Source organism: Ralstonia sp. OTU4908, from assembly GCF_038440115.1.
Lineage (GTDB): Bacteria > Pseudomonadota > Gammaproteobacteria > Burkholderiales > Burkholderiaceae > Ralstonia > Ralstonia pickettii.
This window is the reverse complement of the sequence record NZ_JASATD010000003.1, coordinates 168278-182043: the sequence shown is the minus strand read 5'-3', so window position 1 is coordinate 182043 and position 13766 is coordinate 168278. Positions and strand designations below refer to the sequence as shown.

Below are 13766 nucleotides of genomic sequence, written 5' to 3'. Positions count from 1 at the left end.
CCAACGCTGCATCGCCGGCCGCGTTCGTACCTCAAGGACGGGGCATGTCTGAACCACTGTTGCAGATGCGCGGCATCGTCAAGACGTTCGACGGTGTGAAGGCGCTGGACGGTATCAACCTGGTCGTGAGGCCGGGCGAGTGTGTGGGCCTGTGCGGCGAGAACGGCGCCGGAAAGTCCACGCTCATGAAGGTGCTTTCCGGTGTATATCCGAGCGGCACCTGGGATGGCGAAATCCTTTGGGAGGGGCGGCCGCTGCACGCGAGCGGTATTCGCGACACCGAGCGCGCCGGCATCGTCATCATCCATCAGGAACTGATGCTGGTGCCGGAATTGTCGGTGGCCGAAAACATCTACCTGGGCAACGAAATCACGCTGCCGGGCGGCCGAATGAATTACGCGGCCATGTACCAGGGCGCCGACAAGCTGCTGCGCGACCTGAACATCCAGGGCATCAACGTGGCGCTGCCCGTGATGCACTACGGCGGCGGCCATCAGCAGTTGATTGAAATCGCCAAGGCGCTCAACAAGCGCGCCAAGCTGCTGATCCTGGACGAGCCGTCGTCGTCGCTTACGGCGGCTGAGACGCGCATCCTGCTCGACATCGTGCGCGACCTGAAAGCGCGCGGCATTGCGTGCGTCTACATCTCGCACAAGCTCGATGAGGTGGAGGCGGTGTGCGACACCGTGACCGTCATCCGCGATGGCCGCCATGTTTCGACCGCGCCGATGCGTGATCTGACGACCGACCGCATCATCGCGCAGATGGTCGGCCGCGAGATCACGCAACTGTTTCCGCGCGAGCCCCATCCCATCGGGGAAGTTGTATTCGAAGCTCGCAATGTGACTTGCTACGACGCCAACAACCCGGCTCGCAAGCGGGTCGACGATGTGTCCTTTTCGGTGCGGCGTGGCGAAATTCTCGGCGTGGCGGGATTGGTCGGGGCAGGGCGCACCGAGCTGATGCAGGCGGTGTTTGGCGCGTACGAAGGTGCCAGTGAGGTGGAGCTGGTGCTGGACGGAAAGCCGCTAAAAATCCGCGCGCCGCTAGACGCCATTCGTGCGGGCATTGCGATGGTGCCGGAAGACCGCAAGCGTCACGGCATCGTCTCGCTGATGAGCGTGGGGCACAACATCACGTTGGCCGTCCTGCAGCGTTTCGCGCGTCTTGGGCGCATTGACGGCGCGGCCGAACTCGACACGATCCGCAAGGAGATGCGGCGGCTTGCCGTGCGTGCCGCGCATCCGATGCTTCCCATAGCCAGCCTGTCGGGCGGCAATCAGCAGAAGGCGGTCCTCACCCGAATGTTGCTCACGGAGCCGCGCGTCCTGATTCTGGATGAGCCGACCCGCGGCGTGGACGTCGGCGCCAAGTACGAAATCTACAAGCTGATCGGCGACCTCGCCAAGCGCGGCATGGCCATCATCGTGATTTCGTCGGAGCTGCCCGAAGTGCTTGGCATTTCGGACCGCGTGCTCGTGATCGGCGAGGGCGAACTGCGTGGCGACTTCGTGAACGACGGACTGACGCAGGAACACATTCTGACCGCCGCCATTCAGCCAGTCCGGAACCCACCCAGGCACGCAGCCACTTTCCATCAGGCAGGTCACGCATGACTTCTCAAACCAGCCCACAAGCCGCCGGCGGGGTCGGCGATTCGCGCAATACGTTCAAGGCAAGCCAGCGCCTGAGGCAACTGTTCGCACGCTACAAGATCCTGGCGTTGCTGATCGCCGTGGCGGCAATCTGGCTGTTCTTTTCGATGCTGACCAACGGCGCCTTTACCTCGCCGCGCAATCTGTCCAACCTGCTGCGCCAGATGTCGATCACGGGGATGCTGGCCTGCGGGATGGTGTTCGTCATCATCGCGGGCGAGATCGATCTATCGGTCGGTTCGTTGCTCGGCTTGCTCGGTGGCGTGGCGGCCATCCTGGATCAAGGACTGGGCTGGCCGGTCATGGCGACGGTGCCCGTGGTGCTGCTGCTCGGCGTGGCCATGGGCCTGTTCAACGGATGGTGGTCGACCTACCGGGGCGTGCCGTCCTTCATCGTCGGCCTGGGCGGCATGCTGGCGTATCGCGGCATTCTGCTGGGTCTCACGCATGGGTCGACGATTGCGCCGGTATCGGACAGTTTCGTGCTGATCGGCCAGGGTTACCTGCCGCGCCACGTGGGCGACCTGATGGCGGTGCTGATCTTCTGCCTGTTGATCTTCGTGGTGATCCGGCAGCGGCGTGAGCATCGCCGCTATGAGCTCGACGTTGCGCCGCTCTGGCAAGACGCCGCCAAGCTTGTTGTGGCGGGCGCAGTCATCGTGGCGTTTGTCGCCACGCTCAACAGCTATGGCGGCATCCCGGTGCCCGTGCTGCTCGTGCTGGCGTTGCTCGGTATTTTTTCTTGGATCGCCAGCCAGACGGTTTTCGGCCGCCGTATCTATTCCGTGGGTTCAAACCTCGAGGCCACGCGCCTGTCCGGCATCAACACCGATCGCGTGAAGCTTGCCATCTTCGGGCTCATGGGCCTGATGTGCGCGTTTGCCGGCATCGTCAATACGGCGCGTCTTGCTGCCGGTTCGCCCTCCGCCGGAACCATGGGCGAACTGGATGCCATTGCGGCCTGCTTCATCGGCGGCACGTCCATGCGCGGCGGTGCGGGTACGGTCTACGGAGCGCTGGTCGGTGCGCTGGTCATGGCGAGCCTCGACAACGGCATGTCCATGCTCGACGTGGACGCGTACTGGCAGATGATCGTCAAGGGCAGCATCCTCGTGCTGGCCGTCTGGGTCGATGTCATCTCGCGCTCGGGCCGCCGCTGAGGCTGCGCTACAGGCTTTATCTCTTTTGCTGTCACTGGAATCTCTTATGTCTTATGCGATTTATCCGAGCCTTGTTAACAAGAACGTTGTGATTACCGGCGGCGGTAGCGGCATTGGCGCTGCCATCGTCGAAGGCTTTGCCAAACAGGGCGCGCGTGTCACGTTTTTGGATATTGCGCGTGCGGAGTCAGAAGCGCTGGCGGCGTCGCTTGGCGAGTGCGTGCATCCGCCGGTCTTCCGCCTCTGCGATTTGCGGGATATCGATGTGCTGAACGCCACGTTCTCGGACATTGAGGCCGACGCCGGCCCCATCGAAGTCCTGATCAACAACGCCGCAAATGATGACCGCCATCAGATCGGAACCGTGACCCAGGCCTATTGGGACAACCGCATCGAGGTGAACCTGCGCCATCAGTTCTTCTGCGCGCAGGCCGTGCTGCCCAGCATGAAGAAGCTGGGGCGCGGCGTGATCCTGAACCTTGGGTCCATCTCGTGGCACCTTGCCCAGGCGGACCTCGCCATCTACATGACGGCCAAGGCCGGCATCGAGGGCCTCACGCGCGGCCTTGCGCGTGACCTTGGCGGATTCGGCATTCGCGTCAATTGCATCGTGCCCGGCGCGGTGCGCACGCCGCGGCAGATGGCGCTCTGGCAATCGCCCGAGAGCGAAGCCAAGCTGCTGGGCGAGCAATGCCTGCATGAGCGTGTCGAGCCCGAACATGTGGCACGTATGGCGCTGTTTCTTGCGTCAGACGATGCCGCGCGGTGCACGGCGCGTGAATATTTTGTCGATGCCGGATGGTACGGCGGATGACGGCGCCCCTCATACCCGAATGCGTGTGGCGCGTAGGTGCAACGCTCGGCGAAGGCGCCGTTTGGCACGCCGCTTCGCGCTGCGTCGTCTTTGTCGATATCAAAAGCAGACGCGTCTACCGATATGACCACGAAACCGGTGTGCGGCGCAGCTGGGTCGCGCCGGGGCAGATCGGCTTTGCGCTGCCCAGCGTTGACGGCAGCTGGATCTGCGGCGTACAAGGCGGCCTTTATCGGTTCAGCTTCGAAACCGGCACCTTCAGCCGCGTGTTGCCGGTCGAGACCGACAGACCGGGAAATCGTCTCAATGATGGTTATGTCGACCGCAGCGGCGCGCTGTGGTTCGGTTCGATGGACGATGCGGAGCGCGAGCCGAGCGGGCAGCTCTACCGGGTAGGCGCGGATGGTGGGCTGAGCGTGCGCGATTCGGGCTACGTGATCACGAATGGCCCGACCGCGAGCCCGGACGGCCGCACGCTCTATCACACCGATACCTTGCAGCGTGTGGTCTATGCCTTCGACCTTGGCGACGACGGTAGCCTGGAACGCAAGCGCGTCTTCGCCAACATCGACGGCTCCGGCTACCCGGACGGCATGGCTGTCGACGAGGAAGGATGCGTGTGGGTCGCGCTGTTCGGCGGAGGGCGGATCGAACGGTTCTCGCCCGACGGCCGATGCATCGGGCGTGTCGACTTTCCGTGTTCCAACATCACCAAGCTTGCGTTCGGCGGCGATGACCTGCAGACGGTCTATGCAACCACCGCCCGAAAGGGCCTGACGGACGAGGCGTTGCATGCGCAGCCGCTTGCCGGCGGATTGTTTGCGTTTCGCGCGCCGGTCAAGGGTCTGCCTTCCGCGGAATGTGCCGTGAATTTTTCAGCCGCGATGATCGATCAGTCCTGACGGACGAGCCCGCGTGCCGCGAGGTTGCGATACAGGGCGCGGACACCGAACGTCCACGGCGCGATTTCCGTCGACAGACGGACCGTGTTGACCAGTGCGCCGAGGGGCGGGGCGCTGATCGTCACGCGGTCGCCGAGGTGGTGCGTAAAGCCGGCGCCCGGCGCGTCGCGGTCCTTGATCGGCGAGAACATCGTGCCGAGAAACAGCATGAAGCCGTCCGGGTATTGATGGTGCGGCCCGCAGGTCTGGGCCACGAGGTCGAGCGGGTCGCGGCTGATCTCGCTCATGTGGCTCACGCCGTCGAGCGTGAAGCCGTCGTCGGCGCCTTCAACACGCAGCGATACCTGCGTCGTGCGAATCGTGTCGATCGTGAAGTGCTCGTCAAACAGGCGCACAAACGGGCCGATGGCGCAGGAGCCGTTGTTGTCCTTGCATTTGCCCAGCAGCAGCGCCGAGCGCCCCTCGATGTCGCGCAGGTTCACGTCGTTGCCCAGCGCCGCTCCCACGACATGCCCGGCGCTGCTGACCGCGAGCACGATTTCCGGCTCGGGGTTGTTCCACCGCGAGGCCGGATGCAGGCCCACATCGGCGCCGAACCCGACTGCCGACATCGGCTGCGATTTGGAAAACACTTCCGCATCGGGGCCGATGCCGACTTCCATGTATTGCGACCACGCGCCCCGGCGCTGCAGTTCTTCCTTGAGCCGCATGGCGGCATCGGAGCCGGGCTTGATCTTCGAGAGATCGGAGCCCACCACGCCGACAATGGACTCCCGCACGTCGCGGGCCTTGGCCGGGTCGCCGCCGGCCTGTTCTTCAATCACTCGCTCGATCAGGCTGACGGCAAACGTCACGCCGCAGGCCTTGATCGCCTGCAGATCATTCGGGGCGAGCAGGGTGGGCGCGTTGCCTGCACGATCGGCGGCCAAGGAACGTTCGACGAGCACTTCGACGCGGCCCAGGTCTTCCCCGGGTGCCTGCCGGGCGACGGCCAGTGCGTCAGGATGCTCGAACAGATCCGACACGGTCCGCACCGCTTCCGTGATATCGAAAACGACACCGTTGCGTACCACCACGACGGATGGCCCCTCGCCGTTGGCCGTTGTGCGCCACACCCGACCGACGAGCGTTGCATGCTCAAGATCGTGCGGCAAGTAGTTGGCGATGTCGGTCATGTGCACTCCGTGAGTAGGACACCCCTGTTGCGAGGGAACCCGCGTGATCGTAGAGACGGCGATGCAGGGTGTCCAACGCTGTGACGCAATTTCCAACCTGTTGGACAATCGAGCCACTCATGAACAGGGCAGGTTTCCAGTGAAGACAGACTATGAGGTGCCAGCGCTCAAGCGCATTCATGACGTGCTGGAGATACTTTGCGCGGCGACGTCTCCTTTGCGGCCAGCCGCGTTGGCGCAGGCGACGGGCATGTCCAGAAGCACGTTGTACCTGCTGCTGGAGTCGCTCGAAAGGCGTCGCTGGATCGAAAAGCGGGCAGACGGCTACCTGATCGGCTTGACGTTGTTCGAGCTGGGCAACGCCTATTTCCGCCACGACAGCTTGCTGGCAGCGTTCCGGCGCGAATCCGCCGCCTTCGTGGCCATGCACAACGAAGTCGTGCAGCTTGCCGTGCTTGACGGCACGGAAGTCGTCTACATCGCGCGGGAAGATGCGCCGCGGCCGGTGCGCCTGGTCTCGGATGTCGGTCTGCGCCTGCCGGCACATTGCTGCGCGCTGGGCAAGGCGCTGCTGGCGAGCCTCGATGACGAAGCGGTGTATGCGCTGCTGCCGGCGCGTCTTGCCGCCATGACGGAGCACACCACCACGCGGCGTGCCGATTTGCTCGACGAGCTTGAGCGCATTCGCCTGCGGGGGCTGGCGACAGAGCGTGAAGAGGTGGTGGCGGGGCTTGCCTGCTTCGCGGCGTTTGTGGGCATCACGCCGCTCGGGAAACGCGTTGCGGTGAGTTCGAGCGTGCCCGTCAGCCGACTGGACGCCCGCAGGGAGAAACGCCTCGTCGTCGGTGTTGCGGGGATGGCGGACCGCATCGGCCGCGCGCTCGCGCAGGCATAGCGGCGGGCTGCGTCGTGGCCGGTTCCGCTATGATCGCCACACCTCTTTTTCTTTCCTCTTTTCTCCCCTCGGCGCGTAGACGTATCTCATGACCACCGGCACCACTCCTCCTCGCATGGCCGATGTTGCGCGCGTTGCCGGCGTGTCGAAGATGACCGTGTCGCGGGTGCTGGCAGGCGGCAGCGTGTCGCCCGAGACCCGGGCGCGCGTGCAAGAGGCTATCGATGCACTCGGCTACGTTGCTACGGCTGCGGCTGGGATGCTGTCCAGCGGCCGATCGGAATTCGTCGCCGCGCTGGTGCCTTCGCTGGCCAGTTCCAACTTTGCCGATACTGTACGCGGGCTGAGCGATGCGCTGGCGCCGCATGGTCTGCAACTGCTGCTGGGGGATACCGACTACCACCTCGATCAGGAGGAGGCGCTGGTGCGGTCGCTGCTGCGCCATCAGCCGCGTGGCATTGCCTTGACCGGGCGCCATCACAGTCCAGGCACGCGTGCGTTGCTGGAGCGCGCCGGCATCCCCATCGTCGAGATGTGGGATCTGCCTGAACGCCCGATCGATCGCGCGGTCGGGTTCTCGAACGCCAAGGCCTCGCTCGCGATGCTGCATCACCTGCATCAGCGGGGCTACCGGCGCATTGGTTTCCTGTGCGGGGCAAGCGAACTGGACCGGCGCGGCACCGACCGCATGCGCGGGTACATGAGCGGGATCAAGGCGCTTGGCCTGGGCGAGCCGCGTGTGATCCGCCTGGGCGAATCGCCCATCACCATGAGCCACGGCGGCCCGGCGATGGCCGCGCTGCTCGATGCCTGGCCCGACACTGATGCCGTGATGTGCGTGAGCGACATGTCCGCATTTGGCGCCATCATGGAATGCCACCGGCGCGGCTTGTCCGTGCCCGGTGACATTGCTGTTGCGGGCTTCGGCAATTTTGAGGTCGCGTGGTGCTGCCATCCGACCATCACGACGATTTCCGTCGACGCGTATGGCATCGGCCTGCGCACGGGCGAGGTCTTGCTCGATGCGCTCGGCGTTGGCGAGGCCACGAGCACGCGCAAGCTCTCACGCATCGACTTCAGCGTTGTCGAGCGCGAGAGCGCATAGCCGGCGGCTTCATGCGCAGCGTCAATGCGAGTGCCGTGGATTGCCGCGCGTCTCGATGACGTTCAGGTACAGCGTTGCCGGCTCCAGGCATCCGCCCGTCGAAAGCTGCCCGACAAACTGCCGATAGATTTCCTGCCAGGGCGTTTGCGACTGCGGCACGCTGAAGGTCGCGCTTTCACGGCGGCGTTCCAGCTCTTCCGCATCGACCAAGACATCGACCCTGCGTGCATTGAGGTCCACGCGGATGCGATCGCCCGTGCGCAGCAGCGCAAGCCCGCCACCGGCAGCAGCCTCCGGAGACATGTTCAAGATCGATGGGCTGGCCGAGGTACCGCTCTGCCGGCCATCGCCCATGCACGGCAGCGATTCGATCCCCTGCTTGACCAGTGCCGCCGGCGGCGCCATGTTGACGACCTCCGCGCTGCCCGGATAACCGACGGTTCCGCAGCCGCGGATGACGAGGATGCAGCGCTCGTCAATCGCCAGCGCCGGATCGTTGATGCGGGCGTGATAGTCCTCGGGGCCATCAAAGACAATCGCGCGTCTCGAAGACGTTTTCCGCGCCGGGTTCGCTCAGGTAGGTCTGCCGGAATGCCTCGCCTACCACCGACATCTTCATGATGGCGCTGTCAAAGAAATTGCCCGACAGCACGATGAAGCCCGCGCGATGCTTGAGCGGCGCGTCCACAGGGAAGATGACATCGCGGTCGGCGTCGGGCGCGGCATCGGCAATTGCACCGATCGTCCGGCCCGATACGGTGGGGCAATCGCGGCGCAGCAACCCGCCCGCGTCAAGCTGGCGTAATACGGCGGGCACGCCGCCAGAGCGATGGAAGCTCTCCCCCAGGTATTCCCCGGCCGGCATGCAGTTCACGAGCAGTGGAACCGACTCTCCGTGGCGCTGCCAGTCTTCGAGGCTCAATTCCACGCCCATGTGGCGCGCGATGGCGATAAGGTGCGGCGGGCAGTTGGTCGACGCGCCAAGCGCCGAGGCCACCATGATGGCGTTTTCGAACGCCGCGCGCGTCATGATCGTCGAGGGACGGATGTCTTCGTGCACGAGGTCGACGATGCGCTTGCCCGTGGCATAGGCCATCTGCCCACGCTCGCGATACGCCGCCGGAATGCTGGCGCACCCGGGCAGCGACATGCCCAGCGCTTCGGCCAGGCTGTTCATCGAAAGCGCGGTGCCCATCGTGTTGCAGTGGCCGATCGACGGCGACGACGCGGTGGTCAGCTCCATGAAGCCTTCGTAGTCGATGTCGCCTGCGGCCAGCCGGTTGCGCGCATGCCAGATCACGGTGCCGGAGCCGACCCGTTTGCCCTCGTGCCAGCCGTCCAGCATCGGCCCGCCAGACAGGACGATTGCCGGCAGGTCGACCGTGGCGGCGGCCATCAGGCAGGCGGGCGTGGTCTTGTCGCAACCCGTTGTCAGTACCACGCCGTCGAGTGGGAAGCCGTGCAGGATCTCGACCAGGCCGAGATAGGCGAGATTGCGATCGAGCGCGGCGGTCGGGCGGCGACTCTGCTCGGCCAGCGGGTGAACCGGAAACTCCATCGGGATGCCGCCCGCGTCGCGTATGCCGGCCTTCACACGCTGCGCCAGCTCAAGGTGGTGCCGGTTGCAAGGGGCCAGATCATTACCCGTCTGCGCAATGCCGATGATCGGCCGGCCAGACTGCAGCTCTTCACGCGTCAAGCCGTAGTTCATGAAGCGTTCTACGTAGAGGGCGGTCATGTCTGCGTGGCTCGGATCGTCGAACCAAAGCTGGCTGCGCAGTCTGCGGGGAGGTTGGGCGGGCATGGTGTCTCGGTCGTTATATGCAACTGGGATTCCCTCTGCGGGGAATTGGCGTGGCGCTTTCCGGAAGCCTGTGACGCAATTTTGGTACCGGTAACAACGCATGGTAGAGCCGGAAGAAGGCGCAGGCAATAGCGCGTGTTGTCAGCCCCACTTCGGGGGAGGGTGTTTGGATTTGCCGACACCTGCCAGAGCGCAAGCGTTTGCCGCCCCCCGGCTGGTGGGGGAGGGTTGCGATTTCACGATTCTGCAAACAACCCGCCCTATGTTGGACCGATCTTCGGGGGAGGATAGGGGGCTGCCATGCAGGGGTTAGGGTTATCTGCACGATTCGAAAAAACCGACGCGGGGCGACGTGAAATCGCTACGCGCGGCGGCGCGCTCAGTCGCTCAAGCCGCGCGCTTCTCATCATGGTGGATGGGCAAGTCACGGGCGAGGACCTTGCCGTGCGTGCCGGCCAGCTCGGACTGGAAGCGCAGGCCGTATTCGATCTGGTGCAGGCCGGTTTCATCCAACGCGCAACCGATGTTGCCAGCGAGCCCGTCTTCGTTCAGGTGGCCGAGCCGCAACCCGAGGCGCCCAAGCCCGCTGCACCTGCCGCACCGGCGCGCAAGCGTTCGCTGGCGGCGGCGCGCATGTACCTCATGGATATTGCGGCGCGCACATTCAGCTCGGCCGAGCACCCGATCCGCCAGCGCCTTGTCGAGGCCACCGACCGCGCCTCGGTGGAGGGCGCGTTCGATGCATTGCTGGCGGCCCTGCGCGAAGCCACATCGGCGTCGATGGTGGAGCAGGTAGAAGTGTCCTTCCGCGGGTTTCTGCCGGCCGAAGACAGCGTGGCCGGCTGACCGATCAGGCAGCCTGCTGCGCCACCTCGTCCTGGAGCAGCCCGCGCGCCCGCTGATTCGACTTGTAGATGTTGTCACGCACCGGCACCGCGCCGGTCTTCACGCTGTGCACCCATTCCTGGGTCGACATCACCGCCGCGAAGCGCGATTGCAGCACCACGCTGAACACGCGGTGGATCTCTTCCGCACTCGCAAAGCCGGCCTGGTTTTGATACGGCACCGCGCCCGACGCGTCATGCAGAAACTCCACCGCCGTGCCGTTGTGCAGGGCGTGATTGATGGTGGACGCATCGCAGTTGTGCGTCATGTAGCCGACCACGGTCAGCGTATCGATGCCGCGAGCAGCCAACCATTGCGCCAGGTCCGTCTCGGGATAGGCGCTGGGCAGCAGCTTGCGCAGATAGTGGTCATGCGGACGCGACGCCACCACGGGGTGCAGTTGCCAGCCGTCGGTGTCGATGGCAAACAGCGGCGAGCTGGCCGGCGAGGTCTGCTGCACGACGATCACCGGAATGCCCGCCTCGCGTGCCGCATCCATGGCGGCACCGATGTTTGCGACCGTCTGCTGCGGGTCCGGATACTCGATCGGCAGGCCGCCCGTGAAGTATTCGTTCTGCACATCAATGACGATCAGGGCGCGTTTCGGGGCATTGTTCGTGGTCATGGCTGACTCCTCAAGGTGGGTTGGATCGGGCATTTGCATGGGCCCGTGGACAGCATCTTCGCCGATGACTATCCTTCCCGACAGTGGCCCGAAAGACGTTTATCGAAAGAATCGGGCCAAAGCGCGGAGCCCGTATGCAACCTCAGCATCCCCTGCAACCTCAGCATCCCCAGGAAATCGCCGTTCTGGCCTTCAACGACATCAGCCCGTTTCACCTGTCCGTGCCGTGTCTTGTGTTTGAAGATCGCGTCTGGGCCGGGCTGCCGTCCTACAATCTGCGGATCTGTGCCGGGGAGCCCGCCAGGAAGGGCGGTCTGCGCACCACGGCCGGGTTTGCCGTGCAGACCGATCTCACACTCGAAGATGCCGCCCGCGCCGACGTACTGATCGTGCCGTCCTGGCGGGATACACAGGAGCGCCCGCCGGCGGCCATGGTGAATGCGGTACGGGATGCTTACGAACGCGGCGCAACGGTGGTCGGCCTGTGCCTGGGCGCGTTTGTGCTGGCCGAAGCAGGCGTGCTCGACGGCCATGAGGCGACGACGCATTGGAGCGCCGCCGATGCGTTCTCGCAGCGCTACCCGCGTGTGAAGCTTGTGCCCGATGTGCTCTATCTGGACGCTGGCGGCGGCCGTCTGGTGACATCCGCAGGCACGGCCGCCGGGTTGGACTGCTGCCTGCACCTCGTGCGCCGTTGGCATGGCGCGGAGGTGGCCAACCGCATTGCACGGCGGCTGGTGGTTGCGCCGCACAGGCAGGGCGGCCAGGCGCAATACATCGAGCAACCGCTGCACGATGCGCCGGGCGGTGATCGACTGTCAGATTTGCTGAACTGGGCAGTGGCCAACTTGGCGGAGCCGCATTCACTCGACTCGCTGGCCGAACGCGCGGCCATGAGCCGGCGCAATTTCACGCGGCGCTTTCGTGAACTGACAGGAACCACTGTCAGCCAATGGTTGCTCGGGCAGCGTCTGGCCTATGCGCAACGCATGCTGGAAACCACGCGTCAGCCGGTCGAAGCGATTGCGCAACTGGCGGGATTCGGCAGCGCCGTATCGCTGCGCCAGCATTTCAGCCGGACATATCACACGTCGCCCAGCGCTTACCGCGCCTTGTTTGCGCAAGCCTGAAAAGAAAAAAGCGGCTGGTCAGCCGCTGTGGTGTGTTGTTTACTTGCTCAGCTCGTGGCCGATGACGGCGCCTGCTGCGGCACCCCCGATCGTCCCGGCTGTGCTATGCGTGATTTCGTGGCCGGCCACACCGCCCGCCACCGCACCGCCTGCCGTACACGCCGTGAGGGTGGGAGCCAACACGGCAAGCGCGCATACCAGCGCTGTTTTCCATGCATTCATGATGTCCTCCTGAGTGGCCGGCCAGATGCAGCGGCCAGCATGTCTCTCAGTCGAGCAAAGCGCGTGCCGCGCTCACATGAACAATGGCGAGAGTGACAGATGCGACAGCGCGATCACGATCACCTGCGCAATCACCAGCAGGATCAGCGGAGACAGATCGAGCCGCCCGCCCAGCGGGGGCACCACGCGGCGGATCGGGCGCAACAGCGGGTCGACCAGCGTGTTGAGCACCGCGCCCATGGGCGACGCCGGCCCCATCCACGACAGGACGGCTGACGCAATGGTCACCCATACCAGCACGTTGAACGCCCACTTCAGCACGGTGAAGAGCGCGGCCACAAAGCCCATCGGCACGAGTGCCATCGGGCTCACGCCCACCGATGCCACCAGCAGGAACAGATAGACAAGCGCCGTGACATAGGCGGCCACCAGCGACGACCAGTCGATATAGCCCGTGGCGGGAATCACCCGGCGCAGCGGGTGCACCAGCCAGCCGGTCAGCTGGAAGATGGCCTGCGACAGCGGATTGCGCGGTGACAGCCGCACCGCTTGCGTCCAGGCGCGCAGCAGCAGCGCCGCGCCGAAGAGCGAGAAGATCGTGTCGAGCAGAAAACGCGTGATATCGCCGAACATGCGTCCGGTTCTCCTATGGTCAGGTCGGGCAGAAGCGCGCGGCAAACACGGCGCGCTGAGGCGCGGTATTGTCGCACGGCAATCTGACGACGATCTGTGCGGTGATGCCCCTGCGCAAGGGGGAGCACATTCGCGTATTGTGGTGCCCGTTCGCCGCCTTTCCTGCCAGGAGACCTGCCTTGAAACCAATCCTGTTCCGCGCGTTGTTGTCGTTGGCGTGCCTGTCTGCTGTGCCGCAAGTGCATGCGCAGGCCGATACCACGTTCACCGTCGAATCAAGTGCCTTTGCCGACAACGGGGTCATGGACCGCAAGTACGCCGGCAAGAACCCCGCCAACGCCAATTGCACGGGCGACAACGTCTCGCCGCCGCTGCACTGGTCGAACGTGCCCGCGGGCACCAACAGCCTTGTGCTGATCGCCTCTGACCCGCAGGGCGCAGGCGGCCTGGGCGTGAACCACTGGATGGCCTACGGTATCCCGGCCACGCAGACGAGCCTGCCGGAAGGGGCCGGCACCGGCGCGGCGCTGCGCATGGGCCAGAACTCCATCGGCAAGCCGGCGTATCTCGGGCCGTGTCCGCCTAAGGGCACCGGCATGCATCACTACGTATTTTTGCTGATCGCCACGGATCTGGCGCCGGATGCGCTGCCCAATGGGCTGACCCGCGCTGAACTGGATGCGGCCATCAAAGGGCATAGCAAAGGCGCCGCAGCCTGGATCGGCCGATTCGGCAACTTTTGACGGATGCGAGGCCGTTCA

General features: G+C 64.8%; 13 protein-coding genes and 1 pseudogene. 9 read left to right on the top strand and 5 right to left on the bottom strand.

Annotated features, from left to right (window positions below):
- The first annotated feature begins 44 nt into the window (after window positions 1-44).
- Genes xylG through AAHM38_RS04350 form a run of 4 tightly spaced genes read left to right on the top strand, consistent with a single transcriptional unit; the run spans window position 45 to window position 4531 of the window.
- Entirely contained in the window at window positions 45-1616 is a 1572-nt protein-coding gene (xylG, locus tag AAHM38_RS04365) for a D-xylose ABC transporter ATP-binding protein (protein ID WP_116575267.1), read from the top strand.
- Window positions 1613-2815, top strand: a complete 1203-nt coding sequence (locus AAHM38_RS04360; protein ID WP_116575266.1) for a sugar ABC transporter permease — start codon at window positions 1613-1615, stop codon at window positions 2813-2815. Before xylG ends, AAHM38_RS04360 begins: the two co-directional genes overlap by 4 nt.
- A 46-nt stretch (window positions 2816-2861) precedes the next feature.
- Complete coding sequence (locus tag AAHM38_RS04355; RefSeq protein WP_103519183.1) at window positions 2862-3629, top strand: SDR family NAD(P)-dependent oxidoreductase; 768 nt, start codon at window positions 2862-2864, stop codon at window positions 3627-3629.
- Window positions 3626-4531 (top strand): SMP-30/gluconolactonase/LRE family protein, encoded by a 906-nt coding sequence (locus AAHM38_RS04350; RefSeq protein ID WP_116575265.1) that lies wholly within the window; start codon window positions 3626-3628, stop codon window positions 4529-4531. Before AAHM38_RS04355 ends, AAHM38_RS04350 begins: the two co-directional genes overlap by 4 nt.
- Here AAHM38_RS04350 and AAHM38_RS04345 read toward each other — a convergent pair.
- Window positions 4522-5706 carry a fumarylacetoacetate hydrolase family protein gene (locus AAHM38_RS04345; RefSeq protein WP_103519181.1) on the bottom strand — a complete coding sequence of 395 codons (1185 nt, stop codon included), beginning with the start codon at window positions 5704-5706 and terminating at the stop codon, window positions 4522-4524. The two genes, AAHM38_RS04350 and AAHM38_RS04345, sit on opposite strands and share 10 nt — an antisense overlap.
- A gap of 139 nt (window positions 5707-5845) precedes the next feature.
- On the opposite strand from AAHM38_RS04345, the gene AAHM38_RS04340 reads away from it, so the two are divergent.
- On the top strand, window positions 5846-6601 hold the full coding sequence (locus AAHM38_RS04340; protein ID WP_103519180.1) for an IclR family transcriptional regulator: 756 nt from the start codon (window positions 5846-5848) through the stop codon (window positions 6599-6601).
- Window positions 6602-6689: 88 nt separating this feature from the next.
- Window positions 6690-7706, top strand: coding sequence for a LacI family DNA-binding transcriptional regulator (locus AAHM38_RS04335; protein ID WP_009240493.1), 1017 nt, complete (start codon window positions 6690-6692; stop codon window positions 7704-7706).
- 21 nt (window positions 7707-7727) lie between these two features.
- On the opposite strand, the pseudogene AAHM38_RS04330 reads toward AAHM38_RS04335, so the two are convergent.
- Window positions 7728-9510 (bottom strand): annotated as a pseudogene (locus tag AAHM38_RS04330) (IlvD/Edd family dehydratase).
- A gap of 408 nt (window positions 9511-9918) precedes the next feature.
- Between AAHM38_RS04330 and AAHM38_RS04325 the strand changes: the two are divergent.
- Window positions 9919-10356: a hypothetical protein gene (locus tag AAHM38_RS04325; protein ID WP_223293288.1), complete on the top strand. Its 438-nt coding sequence runs from the start codon at window positions 9919-9921 to the stop codon at window positions 10354-10356.
- Between the two features lie 4 nt (window positions 10357-10360).
- Here the strand turns inward: AAHM38_RS04325 and AAHM38_RS04320 are convergent, their stop codons facing one another.
- A complete protein-coding gene (locus tag AAHM38_RS04320) occupies window positions 10361-11020 on the bottom strand; it encodes a cysteine hydrolase family protein (protein WP_009240496.1) in 660 nt (219 codons plus the stop codon).
- 134 nt (window positions 11021-11154) lie between these two features.
- On the opposite strand from AAHM38_RS04320, the gene AAHM38_RS04315 reads away from it, so the two are divergent.
- Complete coding sequence (locus AAHM38_RS04315) at window positions 11155-12150, top strand: GlxA family transcriptional regulator (protein WP_116575264.1); 996 nt, start codon at window positions 11155-11157, stop codon at window positions 12148-12150.
- A 39-nt stretch (window positions 12151-12189) separates the two neighbouring features.
- Here the strand turns inward: AAHM38_RS04315 and AAHM38_RS04310 are convergent, their stop codons facing one another.
- Window positions 12190-12372 carry a glycine zipper 2TM domain-containing protein gene (locus tag AAHM38_RS04310; RefSeq protein ID WP_116575263.1) on the bottom strand — a complete coding sequence of 61 codons (183 nt, stop codon included), beginning with the start codon at window positions 12370-12372 and terminating at the stop codon, window positions 12190-12192.
- A gap of 72 nt (window positions 12373-12444) precedes the next feature.
- On the bottom strand, window positions 12445-13005 hold the full coding sequence (locus AAHM38_RS04305) for a YggT family protein (RefSeq protein ID WP_009240499.1): 561 nt from the start codon (window positions 13003-13005) through the stop codon (window positions 12445-12447).
- Between the two features lie 179 nt (window positions 13006-13184).
- On the opposite strand from AAHM38_RS04305, the gene AAHM38_RS04300 reads away from it, so the two are divergent.
- Window positions 13185-13748 carry a YbhB/YbcL family Raf kinase inhibitor-like protein gene (locus AAHM38_RS04300; protein WP_116575262.1) on the top strand — a complete coding sequence of 188 codons (564 nt, stop codon included), beginning with the start codon at window positions 13185-13187 and terminating at the stop codon, window positions 13746-13748.
- Window positions 13749-13766: the final 18 nt, after the last annotated feature.

Coding starts and splice junctions, on each gene's coding strand:
- AAHM38_RS04310 (WP_116575263.1), bottom strand. CDS start 12,372: ATGAATGCATGGAAAACAGCGCTGGTATGCGCGCTTGCCGTGTTGGCT.
- AAHM38_RS04360 (WP_116575266.1), top strand. CDS start 1,613: ATGACTTCTCAAACCAGCCCACAAGCCGCCGGCGGGGTCGGCGATTCG.
- AAHM38_RS04345 (WP_103519181.1), bottom strand. CDS start 5,706: ATGACCGACATCGCCAACTACTTGCCGCACGATCTTGAGCATGCAACG.
- AAHM38_RS04350 (WP_116575265.1), top strand. CDS start 3,626: ATGACGGCGCCCCTCATACCCGAATGCGTGTGGCGCGTAGGTGCAACG.
- AAHM38_RS04315 (WP_116575264.1), top strand. CDS start 11,155: ATGCAACCTCAGCATCCCCTGCAACCTCAGCATCCCCAGGAAATCGCC.
- xylG (WP_116575267.1), top strand. CDS start 45: ATGTCTGAACCACTGTTGCAGATGCGCGGCATCGTCAAGACGTTCGAC.
- AAHM38_RS04320 (WP_009240496.1), bottom strand. CDS start 11,020: ATGACCACGAACAATGCCCCGAAACGCGCCCTGATCGTCATTGATGTG.
- AAHM38_RS04325 (WP_223293288.1), top strand. CDS start 9,919: ATGGTGGATGGGCAAGTCACGGGCGAGGACCTTGCCGTGCGTGCCGGC.
- AAHM38_RS04335 (WP_009240493.1), top strand. CDS start 6,690: ATGACCACCGGCACCACTCCTCCTCGCATGGCCGATGTTGCGCGCGTT.
- AAHM38_RS04355 (WP_103519183.1), top strand. CDS start 2,862: ATGTCTTATGCGATTTATCCGAGCCTTGTTAACAAGAACGTTGTGATT.
- AAHM38_RS04305 (WP_009240499.1), bottom strand. CDS start 13,005: ATGTTCGGCGATATCACGCGTTTTCTGCTCGACACGATCTTCTCGCTC.